The organism is Campylobacter sp. RM12647 (genome assembly GCF_020138135.1).
Taxonomy (GTDB): Bacteria; Campylobacterota; Campylobacteria; order Campylobacterales; family Campylobacteraceae; genus Campylobacter_E.
In genome coordinates, this window is sequence record NZ_JACGAS010000023.1 from 16642 (window position 1) to 30742 (window position 14101).

Genomic DNA, 14101 nt, shown 5'->3' on the forward strand with positions numbered 1-14101 from the left:
ATTTTCCTTTTAAAAGATTATTATGAGTAGTTATAGCGTAAAAAAGCTTTAATATTAAGCTTTTTTACATTGATTTTTGCAAAGTTCAAGTTTATAAAATTTTGAAAGTTCGTTGATTTTAAAATCAATCAATAAAGTCCAGCGTCCATTAGAAATATCTCCTAAATCAGCTTTAAATTCTTTTAAATTATCATCATAATTTACGATGATTTCTTTATCTTCATATTTTGTGTGTGGTCTTGTTAATTTTGCCTTTACGCTTATATTGCTTGCTTTTAAATTAGACTTTTCTTTAACTTGTAATATCACTTCATTATCTACAAATACCGCTGGGCGTTTAGTAACATCTAATCTTGTTTTATCACCTAAAACCCTAAAAGCAAAATTATCTAAAAATAATTTTTCGTTTTCTTTGATTTTTGCGTAATTATTCTCAACATCTTGATATTTTAAAAAATAACTTTCATCTTCATCTACTGGATAATCAAAAGATAAATAAACGGTGTAAATACAAGCAATCATCATAAAAATAATTGAACCAACAATCAAATAAGGCCAATGTCTTCCTTCTTTTATCATTTTTTCTTTACCTTTCTTCTAATTAAAACTACTATAAAAACAATAGTAAAAATATAAAAAATAGTTCTAATTGTATTTATAATATTATCATTTAAATCCCCGTAAGAATACTCAAGTTCTACACCTTTACTACTTGCAATTACATCACACAATTCAGCAAATCCATTTAAAATCGCTGCATTTACTAAATCTTTTCCTTTAGGTTGAGTAAGTATTGGCAATATTGCACCTTGTTTTGGGAAAAATCCATATTTTAAATAATAATATTCGGTAACACTTCTAAAATCTAATCCTAAATCACTTATAACATCTAACTTTTTATCTTTAAGGCTAATTACTATAATTGCATAATTTTTATCAGTTTTAATACTTTGTTTTAAATCTTTAAAAGGAATTTCATTTGATATCAAAACACTTGTTTTAATACCTGTTTTTTGCTCTAAATCATTACTTAAAATATTTATTTCATTTAATACTTCATTACTTAAAGGCTCTTGTGAAAATAAATTCACAAGAGCTAAAAGCATTATAATTATTAGCTTTTTCATCCTATACCTAAATGATTAGGAGTTAAAACTGACCAAGCTGTAACTATTGCTAACACAACCATTCCTAAAACTATAATTGTTTCTAATAACTTGCTCATTTTGCGTCCTTTCTAAAATCTTCTAAACTTCTATTTTCGTGCATTTTAGCATCTTCAATTTTTTCTAGTTTATAAGGATTTCTGATTTCTTTTTGTTGAACATTTATTCCCCAAATAGTAAGCCCAACTAGGATTGATAATAATAAAACGGTAGCTATTAACATACCTGTAATTCCGTGTAATCCAAACACATTTCTATTATGATTATCCATTTTTTACTCCTTTGATAATGTGCTTACATAACGAGCAACTGCATCTACTTGCTCATCGCTTAGCATTGATTTAAAGCTTGGCATTGCTCCTATTACTTTTACGCTTGCATCAGCACTTGCTATCTTACCGCTAGCTAAAACCATTTTAATAAAATCAGGTTTAGTATAAATATTTAATGCAGGTGCTACACCTTCAGTGCCTTCTCCATTTTCTCCGTGACAAGCTGCACAAGTTGTTTCAAACACATCTTTACCAACTTCGCCTTGCATTCCATTTGCTACATAAGTTGCAACTGCTTTTGCGTCATCTCCTTCAACTAAACCAGCTGGCATTTCTCCGTATCCTAAACCTGTTGAGCCGTTTTCTAAAATATCTAAAATTCCAGCAACGCTACTCCATTTAGTTAAGTCTTGAGCCTTACCATTAATTCCAGTTGCTTCAGCACCATGACAAGGAGCACAATGTAATAAAAATACATTTCTACCCATATTTAATTTAGATTCATCATCAAATGCTACATATTTTTCTTTATATTTTGCATTATGACTTGCTACTTCTTCATTATATTCACCTATTGATGAATATTTGTTTAGTGGAAAACCTATTAAAAAATACCATAAAGCAAACACTATTAAAACGATAAACATAACAGCCCAACCTACTGGTAATGGGTTTTTATATTCGCTTATTCCATCCCATTCGTGCTCGCTTGTTTCAGCATCTTTTCTTTTAATTCTCATCTGTTTAAATACATTTAAACTTACTATCAACACGGTAGCAACAATAACAACTGCACCAATTATAGAAAGTAAATTTACATTATCAGAAAGATTTAACCATTTCATCACTTTCTCCTATTTTCTAATAAAGATGAATTAATATCATCATCTAATGCAAGATTTGCATATTTTTCATAATCTTTTTTACCTTCTCTTTGTGCTTTATATAAATGAATAATATAAGCATAAAGCACAAAGGTCAAAAACGCCACAAGGAAAAAATAAGCATGTCCTTGATATTGCACAAGTTCAACCAAACTCATAATTCTTCCTTACTTTAAGCTATTTAAATACGCAATCAATGCAACTATTTCTTTAATTTCGCATTTACTATCAAGTGCATTTGCACGGCAAGGTTCAAACGCTTGTTTTACTTCTTCATCGCTCATTGCATCAACAATAGGTGTAGCTTGTTCTACCATCATTTTACGAGCGTCTTCGTAAGTTCCTAATTTTGGATAACCTTCTTCATCATAAGGAACATTGAAAACTTTTTTAACAGTTAAAGCTTCAGCATAAGCTGTATCTAAATCTGAATTCTTTTTAAATAAATGTGGATATTCAGGCATAATTGAACTAGGCACTACAGAAACAGGTTTTTTCATATGATTTTCGTGCCAATCAGTAGTTCTATAATTACCAACTCTCATTAAATCAGGACCTGTTCTTTTTGAACCCCATAAAAATGGTCTATCATAAGCATATTCACCTGCTTTTGAATAAGCACCATATCTATCTGTTTCTGCTTTAAATGGACGAATTAATTGCGAATGGCAAGCATTACAACTTTCTTTAATATAAACATGACGACCTGCAAGTTCTAAAGCTGTATAAGGCTTTTTGCTCTCAATTGGTCTAGCGTTAGGACTAAATGCAGGTAGAATTTCTACAACACCAGCATAAGCAATAACAACAAATACAAATACCGCAAAAAAGAAAGGATTTTTTTCTAACCAACTAAACATTTTTTACCTCCTTACGCTTGCATTGGACTTGCTGATTTTGGTTCAACTTCAACGCTTCTGCTTGAAGTAACTGACTTATAAATATTATAAGCAAACATAAAAAATCCTATTAAATATAATAAACCACCAATAGCTCTTATTATAAAATAAGGATGTAGTGCTATAACAGTATCAATAAATGAATAAGTTAGAGTTCCATAATCATCATAAGCTCTCCACATCATACCTTGAGTAATTCCAGCAATCCACATTGAGCTAAAGAATAATACAATTCCTAAAGTTTGGATAGTAAATTGGTATTCCATAATTTTTTTACTATAAATCTCTTTTTTAAATACCCTTGGAGTCATATGATAAATTGCAGCCATAGTCATAAATCCTACCCAACCAAGTGTTCCATCATGCACGTGTCCTGGAATCCAGTCTGTAAAGTGTGCTAGAGCATTGATTGATTTAACTGATTGAATTGAACCCTCAAGTGTGCTGAACATATAAAATGTTGAAGCAAAAATCATAAACTTAATTAATGGGCTTTCTTTTACTTGGTGCCATTCACCTTTCATTGTAAGTAAGATATTGATTGCACTACCCCAACTTGGTAATATTAATACAACAGAGAAAATTGAACCCATTGTTTGCATCCAATCAGGAACGGTTGAATAAATCAAATGGTGTCCGCCTGCCCATAAATATATAAACATTAAAGACCAGAATGAAAATAGTGATAATTTATAAGAAAATACTGGCTGACCACTTTCTTTTGGTAAGAAATAATATATTTCAGCAATAATTGCAACCGTGAAAACAAAAGCAACCGCATTATGTCCCCACCACCATTGAATTAAAGCATCATTACTTCCTGCATACATAGATACTGAATGAAGCCAAGAACCCATTCCTGTAACTAATTTTGTAGGAACTTCCATATTATTAAATAAATAAAGCATTGCTACACCTAAAAATGTCGCAATGTAATACCAAATAGAAATATAAAGACTTTTTTCACGGCGAATTCCAATAAGTCCAAAAATTCCCATACCCCATAAAACCCAAATAACAACAACTGCTATATCAAAAGGCCATTCAAGTTCTGCGTATTCTTTTGAAGTTGTAACACCGGCAAAAAGACTTACAACAGCTAATAATATAGTAATCATAAAGATTATAAAATGAGCTTTACCTATGAACATTAAGAATTTTGATTCTTTCATAGAAACTTTTAAAACTCTTTGACCTACATAATACCAAGTAGCCCAAATACCTGAAAGCATAAAGCCATAAACAACTCCGTTTGTATGAAGTGGTCTTAGGCGGCCAAATGTAGAATATTCACCTGCAATATTATTTAGCTCAGGAAATGCTAATTGAAACGCGATTAAAGTTCCAATTCCCATACCGATTATGCCAAACAAAATACATGCGAACATAAACCACTTAGCTACGGTATAATCATAGCCAAGATTTTGCGATGGATTTGCCATAACTGCTCCTTAAATAGAAATTAAAATAATCTGCTAATTATAATCTTAAAAAAAATAAACTAAGCTTAATTTGTAATAATTTTGAAATCTTTTTTATAAAATTCTAAAAAAATTCTATTATTTCTCTCGTGTAATTTATATTCATTTAAGCAATCTAGCTCATCTTTTACGAATGAGCCTTTGTATAAAATAAATTTCGTATTATCATTGGTTATATCATTACATAAAGTAACAATTAGTTCTGTTTTTGCAAAAGCTCTTGAAGTTATCAAATCACATTTTAAGTCTTTTTCACATTCAACTTTTATAGGTTTAATAAACACATTATCTAAATTAAACTTAGCTTTAATTAGCGATAAAAATGCTGATTTTTTATAACTTGGCTCATACAAATAAAAATTACAATCTCTTTTTAAAAAAGCTAAAAATATAGCAGGAAAACCAGCACCTGAGCCAATATCTGCTATATTAATTCCTGATTTAAATTCTACGAAATTAAGTATTTCAATACTATCAAGCGCTGCTGCTTTTATATCTTTTAATCTTGTAATATTATGAACTTTATTGTATTTTTTTAATTCATCTTCATATGAATTTATAAAAGCTAAAAATTCATTATTCATTTAGCATATGCCCCATTTTGCAAGATTTAACTTTTAAATATTGTTTATTGTATTCATTGCTTTGCATTATTAATGGTATGCGTTTTACATCTTTACTAATAGCTTTTAATTTTAAAGGATTATTTGTAAGCAATCTTACGCTTTTAATTTTGTAATATTCAAGTATAAAATCAACTATTTTATAATCTCTTTCATCATCTTTAAAGCCTAGTTTTAAATTCGCTTCAAGTGTATCAAATCCATTATCTTGTAAATTATAAGCATTTACTTTATTAAATAGACCTATTCCACGACCTTCTTGACGAAGATAAATAACCATTCCGCCATTTGCTTCAATATATCTTAAAGATGCTTTTAATTGGTCTCTACAATCGCATTTAAGCGAACCTAAAGCATCACCTGTAAGGCATTCAGAATGTATGCGAACATTAATCTCATCACTAATTTCGCCTTTCATAATTACTAAATGCTCTTTTTCGTTTTCTTTAAAAGATTGGATAATAAAATTTCCAAATCTTGTAGGTAAATTTGCTTGTTTTGAAATTTCAACTAACATTGTTTAACTCTTTTTTGATTTAATTAGCCTTAATTATACAAAAAAAGGAGTTTAGTGTGCGTAAATTTAGACGACTTAGAAAAAGCCCTATAATTAGGGATTTAGTAAAGGAAAACCAACTTAGCTTAAACGATTTGATTTACCCTTTATTTGTAGTAGATAAAAAAAGTGCAAAAATTGAGATTAAATCAATGCCAGGAGTTTATCAATTAGGATTTGATGAATTACTAGCAGAATGTGAAAATTGTTTAAAGCTTGGAATTAAGAGTATTTTATTATTTGGCGTATTATATGAAAGTGCAAAAGATAGCTGCGGAAGTGATGCAATGAGCGATAATGGGCTTATAGCTCGTGCTATTAGAGCTATTAAAGAGCGTTTTGGCGATAGCTTATATTTAATTGCTGATTTATGCTTTTGTGAATACACAGACCACGGACATTGCGGAGTATTAGATGAAGATGGGTATTTAAATAATGAAATTACGCTTTTAAATTCTAGCAAACAAGCTTTAGTAATGGCTAGAGCTGGTGTGGATATGATTGCACCTAGTGGAATGATGGATGGAATAATAAAAACTTTAAGAACTACTTTAGATGAAAATGGCTTTGATACTTTACCTATTATGGCTTATTCAACCAAATTCGCAAGTGCATATTATGGACCTTTCCGTGATGTGGCTAATTCAGCTCCTAAAAAAGGCGATAGAAAAGCTTATCAAATGGATTATGCAAACGGAAAAGAAGCTTTAAATGAAAGCTTAGAAGATGAAAAACAAGGTGCTGATATATTGATGGTAAAACCTGCTTTAGCATATTTAGATGTAGTTAAAGAAATTAGCCAAAACTCACTACTTCCACTATGTGTTTATAATGTAAGCGGAGAGTATTCAATGCTTAAAAACGCTGGAATAGCTGGGCTTGTAGATTATCCAAAAATCTTAATGGAAACTATGATTAGTTTTAAAAGAGCGGGTGCAAAACTAATAATCACTTATCACGCTAAAGAATTAGCCGAAATGTTAAGGGGATGAAAATGGATTTTAGTGTATTAGCAAAATATCAAACAAGTGGCCCAAGATATACTTCATATCCAACAGCTATTGAGTTTGGCGAAGATTATAAATATAATGATTTTATAAAAGATTTAGAAAGTAACGAAAATAAGCCTTTATCGCTTTACTTTCACTTGCCGTTTTGTCGTTCGGCTTGTTATTTTTGTGGCTGTAATGTAATTTATACAGCTAATGAAGATAAAAAAGAAAGGTATTTAGATTATATTTTAAGAGAGCTTGATATTTTAAAAACTCATCTTAAGACAAAAAAAGCTATTCAAATGCACTTTGGCGGTGGAACACCTACATTTTTTAGTGCAGCTCAACTTGAAATCTTGCTTAAAAAAATTAATGAAATATTTGAGTTTTTACCTGATAGTGAGCTTTCTTGTGAGATTGACCCTAGATTTTTAAATGTTGAACAAATGAGCGTATTTGCAAAATACGGCATAAATAGAATTAGCTTTGGTGTGCAAGATTTTGACCCTAAAGTGCAAAAAGAAATTCATAGAATTCAACCTTACGAAATTACAGAAAATGCAGTAAAACTAGCAAGAGCAAATGGGGTAAAAAGTATAAATACTGATTTAATTTACGGACTTCCTTACCAGGATTTAAACTCATTTAGCAAAACGCTTGAGACAATTTTAAAAATAAATCCTGATAGACTTGCTGTGTTTAATTACGCTCATGTGCCTTGGATTAAAAAAAATATGAGAAAATTTGATGAAAGCACTATTCCTGAAGCTAAAACTAAGTTAGAAATTCTAAAACATACTGCGAAATTTTTAGGCGAAAATGGTTATAAAATGATAGGAATGGATCATTTTGCAAAACCTAATGATGAATTATTTAAGGCTTTAGAAAATGGCACACTTCATAGGAATTTTCAAGGATATACTACAAAAGGTGGAGCTATTTTGGTTGGCGTTGGGCTTACTAGTATTGGAGAAGGACTTAATTATTACGCACAAAATTATAAAGATTTAAATCTTTACGAAACAGCTATTGATAATGGCAAATTACCATTTCATAGGGGAATTAAACTTAATAATGATGATTTAATTAGAAAAGCTGTAATAATGAGTTTAATGGCTAATTTTAGTCTTAATATTAAAGAAATTGAAAAAGAATTTAAAATAGTATTTTGGGATTATTTTAACGATGCAAAAGAGTATTTAAAAACTTATGCTGAATTTTTACAAATTAGTGATGATGAAATAAAAGTAAATGAAACAGGCACATTATTAATCCGTAATATTTGTATGGGATTTGATGCTTATATGAAAAATAAAGGTGAAAAGACCTTTTCAAAAACATTATAAAGGTAAGTAAATGTATGAATTAGCAAAAAAAGTTATATTTAAGTTTGACCCTGAAGATATGCACCATTTAGTAATCAAAGCTCTTAAAACTCAAAGATTTTTAAAAGTAGTTGATTATAAAAAAACTTATAAGAATTTAGAAAATGAATTAATCAATATGAAATTTTCTAATCCTATTGGACTTGCAGCAGGATTTGATAAAAATGCTGAAGTAGTAGTTCCTTTAGCAAATCTTGGCTTTGGTTTCATTGAAGTCGGAGCAATCACTCCTAAGGCTCAGCCAGGTAATCCTCGCCCAAGAATTGAAAGATTAGTAGATGAGCTTAGCATTCGCAATGCAATGGGGTTTAATAATGACGGCGTAGAAGTTGCAAAAGCAAATTTAATGCGTGAGAATTTCTCAAAACTACCTCCGATTTTTATAAATATAGGTAAAAATAAAGTTACACCTAATGAAGAAGCGATAAATGATTATGAGATTTTAGTTCGTGAGCTAAAGCCTTATGCAGACGCTTTTGTAATTAATATAAGTTCGCCTAATACTCCAAATCTAAGAGATTTACAAAATGCTAAATTTATTGAAGAAATTTTTACTAGGCTAAATGCTATTAATGATGTACCAAAATTTATAAAATTTGCTCCTGATATGGACTTTGGCTTGGCTACTGAATTAAGTCTAACAGCTTTAAATGCTAATGCTTGCGGAGTGATTTTAAGCAATACTACGCAAGATTATTCGCTTAGCAAAAAGCCTGATTTAACTAAGGTTGGTGGTCTAAGTGGTAAAGTATTAGCCGAAAAGTCTTTAAATATGCTAAAAGCAATCGCACCAAGCGTGCATAAAAAAGGCATAATTATTAGTAGTGGCGGGATATTTGACGCGGCTCAAGCTTATGAGCGTATAAAATGGGGTGCTAGTTTAGTTCAAGTGCTTTCATCTATGATTTTCGTTGGACCTAGAATTGCTAGAAATATAAATGATGAGCTTACAAAATTAATAGAAAACGACGGCTTAAGCTCAATTAATCAAGCCATCGGCGTAGAATTATAAGAATTTGAAATTCCTATTTCAAATTCTTGATTTTTCGCATTGCTAGAATATAGACTAAAATAAATGAAAATAAAAATAATCTATTCATATATTCATAAAAAATACCGCTTCTATCAAAGCAAATAATTTGAATATAAAAAGCTATAAAAGATATTAGAGTGATTATTTTTGTAATTGCTCTAATGTTTGATTTATAGTGATTTAATAAATAAAATATATCAATATAAATAATAGGCATTATTATTATGCTAAGTTCAGTTAATGCCATTATAAACACTATTCCAACGATAAAAATAGTTAAAACAATAGTAATACCAAGATAAAAACTAAAAGGTATTATCAAATTAGTCTTACTAGCAATTGAGCTAAAATCTAAAGTTAAAAAATAAGCTAAAGAGCGTTTTGGAGTAATCTCATTAAAATGCCTTTCTTTTATCATTGATAAAATCAGTGCAAGTATGAAAAAAATAATAAAACCAATGGCTTTATAATTAATTGAAAGCATAAAATTATCTTCTAAATAAACCCTAAGCCAATGAAAGCATACTAAATAATAATCAATAAGATAAAACGCTATTATTACAATGATAGTTTTGATTATTTTATTTTTTGTGATTGAATTAAGCCTTTGTAAAGTGCTAAGAATTAGTATAAAATCAATAACAAGATAAAAATTAGCATATAAACCCTGAAAAACAATTTGAGAATAACTCATAAAATCATTTTTAATAAAAGTAAAATCTACATTATTAGCTAAAACTAAACGCACAAATCTTGAAAACTCTATCAAACAATAAAACAAGCCAAAAGCTAAAATCGGAAAAACAAAAATCATAAAGGCATACGAACGCCTACTCATAGTAGCTCTTAAATCAAAATTAGCTACATTAATCAAAGCTTCTTTTATGCAATTCATTTTGTATACCCCCCCCCATTAACAACTCGCAAATATCAACGCCTAAAACCTTGCTTATATTATACAAATGTTCTAGATTAAAATGTTTGCCGTTTTTGTTGTTTTCGCAATTTGAATAAAAGGCTATTGATTTTATGCCTATACTTAGGGCTAAATCTAGTTGGCTTATGTTTTTTTCGGTTCTAATTTTTTTAACATTACTTGATACTAATTTATAAAATTCTTCTATTTCTTCAGTGTTTTTCATACATTATCCTATAGGTAAAATCTAATAATTTAAACGATATAAAAATTTAAAATCTATATCCTATAGGATAAATTAATTTATTTATGATAAATTTGTTTTTAAATTTATTTAAGGAGAAAAAATGAAAAAATTATTTTTGTTTTCATTAGTTGCATTAGCTTTTAGCTCTTGTGCGGCTATTCAAGACTTTGGAAGTTATACTGAAGGTACTGAGATTACTCAAGCTGAACTTGATAGTATTGTGGTTAATAAATCTAAAAAAAGCGACCTAGAAGAGAAGTTTGGGGCACCTAGCAGAATTAGTTCTTCTAGTGAATGTGAAATGTGGCATTATGATTTTGTTAGGATTAGACATATTGGCTCAAATGTAAATGATTCTAATGTTTTTTGTATCAATAAAAAAGGCATAATAATTAAAAAACTAAAAAGTAAAGCAAAAAGTAATAACCCATTATTAAGATAAGAAATTATGAAAGATTTTTTTAATAAAACATTTGCAGAGCTTAATCCTAGTTATTATTTTAGGTATTTATTTTTGGCATTGTAATATCTGTTTTATTTTTATGTTAATAACTAACTTAGTCGGTAATATAGTTGCGTCTATTGGATTAATATATTTATGTTATTACCACAGCAAAAATCAAAACTAAAATTTGGCTTTTAAAGCCAAATTTATATTTTATAGTATTGATAAATGGTATCCATACAAGTATTTGAATACAGATTTTTTACTAAAACGATTATTAAAAAATAACTTCTTACTACTAGCCCACAAATATATTTTCATTTTTAGAACAATTAATAAGTAAGCATTAATAAATCTATGTTGTGTTGTAGCTATTGAATATTTATCTTTTATTATTAAAGGTTTTAATCATTTCATTGTTATAAAAATCTAGCTAAATTTATTAGAAATATTTTTTATAACAATTATCAAATAGCCTTATTTTATTGACTACACTTACGATTATTTTTTAACTACAATTTGTGCTTTTTAACGAATTTAAATCAAATTCTAAGATACTTTTCCTAAACTACACTAAATCACCATTCAAAGCTCTTTTATGTTTTTAGCCAATCTTTTATACAAATTCTTTTAAACTTCAAAACCTCATCAATTCTTACTATAAACTAAATAATCCCAAAAACTAGATTTGTATCTAATAATTTTAAATTAAAAAGACAACACAAGGATTTATAAAAATTATCAAAATATAAAACTACAAATTTATATAAGATTTGACTTTTGACTAACGATTCTAAAATTACAAAATACATTTTCTTACTTTTTTGTAAAAAGTATTATTGCATTTACTTCACAAACAATAACCAAATAAAATTCACAATATATTAATCTGCTACAATATAAAAAAATATTTAAAGGTTGAAAATGAGTATAAAAAAATACAAAAACAAAACTATAGAAATATTTAAAAGTATTTTTCTATTTTTGAAAAAAATCTACAAATGGATACAAGAAAAACTTGCAACGCCTATAAACAAAGAACAAAATGATGAAGATTTTTTCCAAACTAACAGAATAACAACAAGATGGATATATAAAAATATTAAAAAATATGGACAAATATCTATTGCTTTAGGGCAAATTTTATTATTTTTAATAATTGCCGGTTCTGCTTTTAATTATGGTATAGTATATGTTTTTAAATTACAATACCCACTAGAACTTACATTTGAGCAATTTTTGACTTTTGGTTTTTCTAACTTAGTTTGGTCTATATTTTTAATATTTATTTTATATATTTCAACTGAATTAGTGTGGCAAATTAAAAATATAAAAGAAAAGAATAAAACAATAAAATTGATTGTTTGTATGCCTTTGATATTTCAAATATTATTAGTATGTTTATTAAGTTCTTTAATATTTTATTTTTTCTATAAAAAACAACTTATACCTATATTAATTGTTTTATCTACAACCATGCTTTTATCGTATTTTGGAATATTATGGAAAGGAAATAAAAAAAATATAAATAGCATAAGAATAATCATATTGTTTATATCAGTAGCTATTTTTACTTTTTCTGAAATAAATACTTTATCTCTTTCTGGAATAGGAAACTATAACGCTACAATAATGGTTAATAAAAATAGTTTTATAAAAGATATGTTTGATGGTTTTTATGACAAAAGTAACAAATATCACTATAAAGGCAATTATATTGAGCTAAAAGATGTAAAAGTATTATCAACTTTAGGAGATATTGCCTATGTGGAATTATGTAGTGAAAATATGGAAATGGGTAAAACATTAGATGATTGCAAAAAAACCATAAAAGTTGAATTTATCAAAAAAGACATTCATATAATAAGAAATGGTAAAAAGCAAAATATTGCTAATACAGAAAATGGTAACGATAAAACAAACAACGAAAGCAAAGAACAAAATGAACAAGATTTAGAAAAATCTAAAGAGAATAAAAAAGAAGAAAGCACTACAAAAAAATAACTAGAATTTGAAAATAACAATCTAATTATATTCAATTATTACAAAGCTAGCCTATAGGCTAGCTAAATATATTAATCATCACCTAAATAATCTTCATTATTTGGATTATGTGCATCAGCCCAATCATCCATACAAGCATCGTTATTTGGATTATTAATATCTGACCATAAATCTAATTCTTCTTGAGACATTGCCATTTTATTCTCTTTTTTTATTGCTATTTTTATTAGCTGCTCTTTGAGCTCTTGCCGCAAAACTATCTTTGCTTACAATACCACCATTTCTCTTAGCCTCGCTTGATTGAATTCTTGCTGCTGCTTCTTTATCCATCGCGTTCTCCTTAAAAATTATTTTAGTTTTGCAAAACTTACAAAATGATATAATAATAACCAGGGACATTTGGGGACAAAAAAATGAAAACAAACAAAGAAATAGCAGAAGAACTTAAGGAAAAAATAAAAAATTATATTATCATCAACAATACAACTCTTGCTAAAGTTGCTAAAGAATTAGCAGAGCAAGTAGAAAATTTAACATCTAATGAAGATATAAAAAATTTTTATGACTCATTTAAAAAATTGTTAGACAGAGATAGTAACAATCCAAGACGTGATACTATAGAAAAATTGCAAAAATACTATAATTATTTAAGCCCCCAAGATAGATTTGAATTCGAAAGACAAGTTCTTGGAGATGATTTTGTTAATTCTAGACTAAAGTATAGAAATCAAAATTACTTCTCACAATAATTTAAATTTTTATCAAATGTTTTATTAAAACCTTTACTATTTTCATAATAAGGGTATTTTTTTTGTGTCAACTTCAAAGCACATATACACTCTTGCTTATTAGCTGTAAAAAGTAAGACTCCAATACAAGAATTAATAATTGCATATTCTTGTTCAATAGAATATCTATTTTCATAAGCTAAAACAGTACTATTTAAAATACTAACTAAAATTAAACCTAGTGAAAGTTTTTTCATTTTATTCCTTTGAATTGATATTAGAATTTTAATTTTATTAAAAAACTCTAAAATAAATATTAAAATATTTAATGGGTTAAATAAAATTAAAGCTTAATGTAAATATTTTTAAATTTCTTTTTCTATTTTAGTAATTTTATTCGCTCGTAATAATCAGGCATAAATCCTAAAAGCGTGGCATAAAAAGCCTTTGAGTGATTAGCGTGATAAAGG

General features: G+C 27.9%; 20 protein-coding genes. 6 read left to right on the forward strand and 14 right to left on the reverse strand.

Annotated elements, in window-relative coordinates; translation table 11 throughout:
• Window positions 1-54: 54 nt before the first annotated feature.
• The 9 genes from AVBRAN12647_RS07910 to ribA all read right to left on the reverse strand — a co-directional run bounded on the left by AVBRAN12647_RS07910 (window position 55) and on the right by ribA (window position 5842).
• Window positions 55-579, reverse strand: a complete 525-nt coding sequence (locus tag AVBRAN12647_RS07910; protein WP_214117637.1) for a FixH family protein — start codon at window positions 577-579, stop codon at window positions 55-57.
• Window positions 576-1127: a hypothetical protein gene (locus tag AVBRAN12647_RS07915; protein WP_214117638.1), complete on the reverse strand. Its 552-nt coding sequence runs from the start codon at window positions 1125-1127 to the stop codon at window positions 576-578. Before AVBRAN12647_RS07915 ends, AVBRAN12647_RS07910 begins: the two co-directional genes overlap by 4 nt.
• Before the next feature lie 94 nt (window positions 1128-1221).
• The gene (locus AVBRAN12647_RS07925) at window positions 1222-1437 is read right to left on the reverse strand and encodes a DUF4006 family protein (RefSeq protein ID WP_214117639.1); all 216 of its coding nucleotides are present in this window, start codon (window positions 1435-1437) and stop codon (window positions 1222-1224) included.
• Between the two features lie 3 nt (window positions 1438-1440).
• Window positions 1441-2283 carry a c-type cytochrome gene (locus AVBRAN12647_RS07930; RefSeq protein ID WP_214117640.1) on the reverse strand — a complete coding sequence of 281 codons (843 nt, stop codon included), beginning with the start codon at window positions 2281-2283 and terminating at the stop codon, window positions 1441-1443.
• Window positions 2283-2480: a cytochrome c oxidase, cbb3-type, CcoQ subunit gene (locus AVBRAN12647_RS07935; RefSeq protein ID WP_214117641.1), complete on the reverse strand. Its 198-nt coding sequence runs from the start codon at window positions 2478-2480 to the stop codon at window positions 2283-2285. Before AVBRAN12647_RS07935 ends, AVBRAN12647_RS07930 begins: the two co-directional genes overlap by 1 nt.
• A gap of 9 nt (window positions 2481-2489) precedes the next feature.
• The gene (gene ccoO / locus AVBRAN12647_RS07940) at window positions 2490-3182 is read right to left on the reverse strand and encodes a cytochrome-c oxidase, cbb3-type subunit II (protein ID WP_214117642.1); all 693 of its coding nucleotides are present in this window, start codon (window positions 3180-3182) and stop codon (window positions 2490-2492) included.
• An 11-nt stretch (window positions 3183-3193) separates the two neighbouring features.
• Window positions 3194-4663, reverse strand: a complete 1470-nt coding sequence (gene ccoN / locus AVBRAN12647_RS07945; RefSeq protein WP_214117643.1) for a cytochrome-c oxidase, cbb3-type subunit I — start codon at window positions 4661-4663, stop codon at window positions 3194-3196.
• Between the two features lie 65 nt (window positions 4664-4728).
• The gene (rsmG, locus tag AVBRAN12647_RS07950; RefSeq protein WP_214117644.1) at window positions 4729-5286 is read right to left on the reverse strand and encodes a 16S rRNA (guanine(527)-N(7))-methyltransferase RsmG; all 558 of its coding nucleotides are present in this window, start codon (window positions 5284-5286) and stop codon (window positions 4729-4731) included.
• Complete coding sequence (ribA, locus tag AVBRAN12647_RS07955) at window positions 5279-5842, reverse strand: GTP cyclohydrolase II (protein WP_239803297.1); 564 nt, start codon at window positions 5840-5842, stop codon at window positions 5279-5281. The genes rsmG and ribA overlap by 8 nt, the downstream gene beginning before the upstream one ends.
• 56 nt (window positions 5843-5898) lie before the next feature.
• Here ribA and hemB point away from each other — a divergent pair, with 56 nt between their 5' ends.
• Genes hemB through AVBRAN12647_RS07970 form a run of 3 tightly spaced genes read left to right on the forward strand, consistent with a single transcriptional unit; the run spans window position 5899 to window position 9270 of the window.
• The gene (hemB, locus tag AVBRAN12647_RS07960) at window positions 5899-6873 is read left to right on the forward strand and encodes a porphobilinogen synthase (RefSeq protein ID WP_336614987.1); all 975 of its coding nucleotides are present in this window, start codon (window positions 5899-5901) and stop codon (window positions 6871-6873) included.
• Window positions 6874-6875: 2 nt separating this feature from the next.
• Window positions 6876-8219, forward strand: a complete 1344-nt coding sequence (gene hemN, locus AVBRAN12647_RS07965; RefSeq protein ID WP_336614988.1) for an oxygen-independent coproporphyrinogen III oxidase — start codon at window positions 6876-6878, stop codon at window positions 8217-8219.
• A 10-nt stretch (window positions 8220-8229) separates the two neighbouring features.
• On the forward strand, window positions 8230-9270 hold the full coding sequence (locus tag AVBRAN12647_RS07970) for a quinone-dependent dihydroorotate dehydrogenase (protein ID WP_336614989.1): 1041 nt from the start codon (window positions 8230-8232) through the stop codon (window positions 9268-9270).
• A 13-nt stretch (window positions 9271-9283) separates the two neighbouring features.
• Here the strand turns inward: AVBRAN12647_RS07970 and AVBRAN12647_RS07975 are convergent, their stop codons facing one another.
• Together AVBRAN12647_RS07975 and AVBRAN12647_RS07980 are read right to left on the reverse strand one after the other, a co-directional pair.
• Window positions 9284-10186: a hypothetical protein gene (locus tag AVBRAN12647_RS07975; RefSeq protein WP_336613935.1), complete on the reverse strand. Its 903-nt coding sequence runs from the start codon at window positions 10184-10186 to the stop codon at window positions 9284-9286.
• Window positions 10158-10433, reverse strand: coding sequence for a helix-turn-helix domain-containing protein (locus tag AVBRAN12647_RS07980; protein WP_336614990.1), 276 nt, complete (start codon window positions 10431-10433; stop codon window positions 10158-10160). The genes AVBRAN12647_RS07975 and AVBRAN12647_RS07980 overlap by 29 nt, the downstream gene beginning before the upstream one ends.
• Window positions 10434-10554: 121 nt before the next feature.
• Here AVBRAN12647_RS07980 and AVBRAN12647_RS07985 point away from each other — a divergent pair, with 121 nt between their 5' ends.
• Both AVBRAN12647_RS07985 and AVBRAN12647_RS07990 read left to right on the forward strand, forming a co-directional pair.
• The gene (locus tag AVBRAN12647_RS07985; RefSeq protein ID WP_336609786.1) at window positions 10555-10896 is read left to right on the forward strand and encodes a hypothetical protein; all 342 of its coding nucleotides are present in this window, start codon (window positions 10555-10557) and stop codon (window positions 10894-10896) included.
• Window positions 10897-11823: 927 nt separating this feature from the next.
• Window positions 11824-12903, forward strand: a complete 1080-nt coding sequence (locus tag AVBRAN12647_RS07990) for a hypothetical protein (RefSeq protein ID WP_336614991.1) — start codon at window positions 11824-11826, stop codon at window positions 12901-12903.
• 71 nt (window positions 12904-12974) lie between these two features.
• On the opposite strand, the gene AVBRAN12647_RS07995 is transcribed toward AVBRAN12647_RS07990, so the two are convergent.
• Together AVBRAN12647_RS07995 and AVBRAN12647_RS08000 are read right to left on the reverse strand one after the other, a co-directional pair.
• Entirely contained in the window at window positions 12975-13100 is a 126-nt protein-coding gene (locus AVBRAN12647_RS07995) for a hypothetical protein (protein ID WP_275591988.1), read from the reverse strand.
• Between the two features lies 1 nt (window position 13101).
• Window positions 13102-13233, reverse strand: a complete 132-nt coding sequence (locus tag AVBRAN12647_RS08000; RefSeq protein WP_336614992.1) for a hypothetical protein — start codon at window positions 13231-13233, stop codon at window positions 13102-13104.
• A gap of 83 nt (window positions 13234-13316) precedes the next feature.
• On the opposite strand from AVBRAN12647_RS08000, the gene AVBRAN12647_RS08005 reads away from it, so the two are divergent.
• Window positions 13317-13652: a hypothetical protein gene (locus AVBRAN12647_RS08005; RefSeq protein ID WP_239803291.1), complete on the forward strand. Its 336-nt coding sequence runs from the start codon at window positions 13317-13319 to the stop codon at window positions 13650-13652.
• On the opposite strand, the gene AVBRAN12647_RS08010 is transcribed toward AVBRAN12647_RS08005, so the two are convergent.
• The gene (locus AVBRAN12647_RS08010; RefSeq protein ID WP_239803290.1) at window positions 13637-13888 is read right to left on the reverse strand and encodes a hypothetical protein; all 252 of its coding nucleotides are present in this window, start codon (window positions 13886-13888) and stop codon (window positions 13637-13639) included. The two genes, AVBRAN12647_RS08005 and AVBRAN12647_RS08010, sit on opposite strands and share 16 nt — an antisense overlap.
• Window positions 13889-14101: the final 213 nt, after the last annotated feature.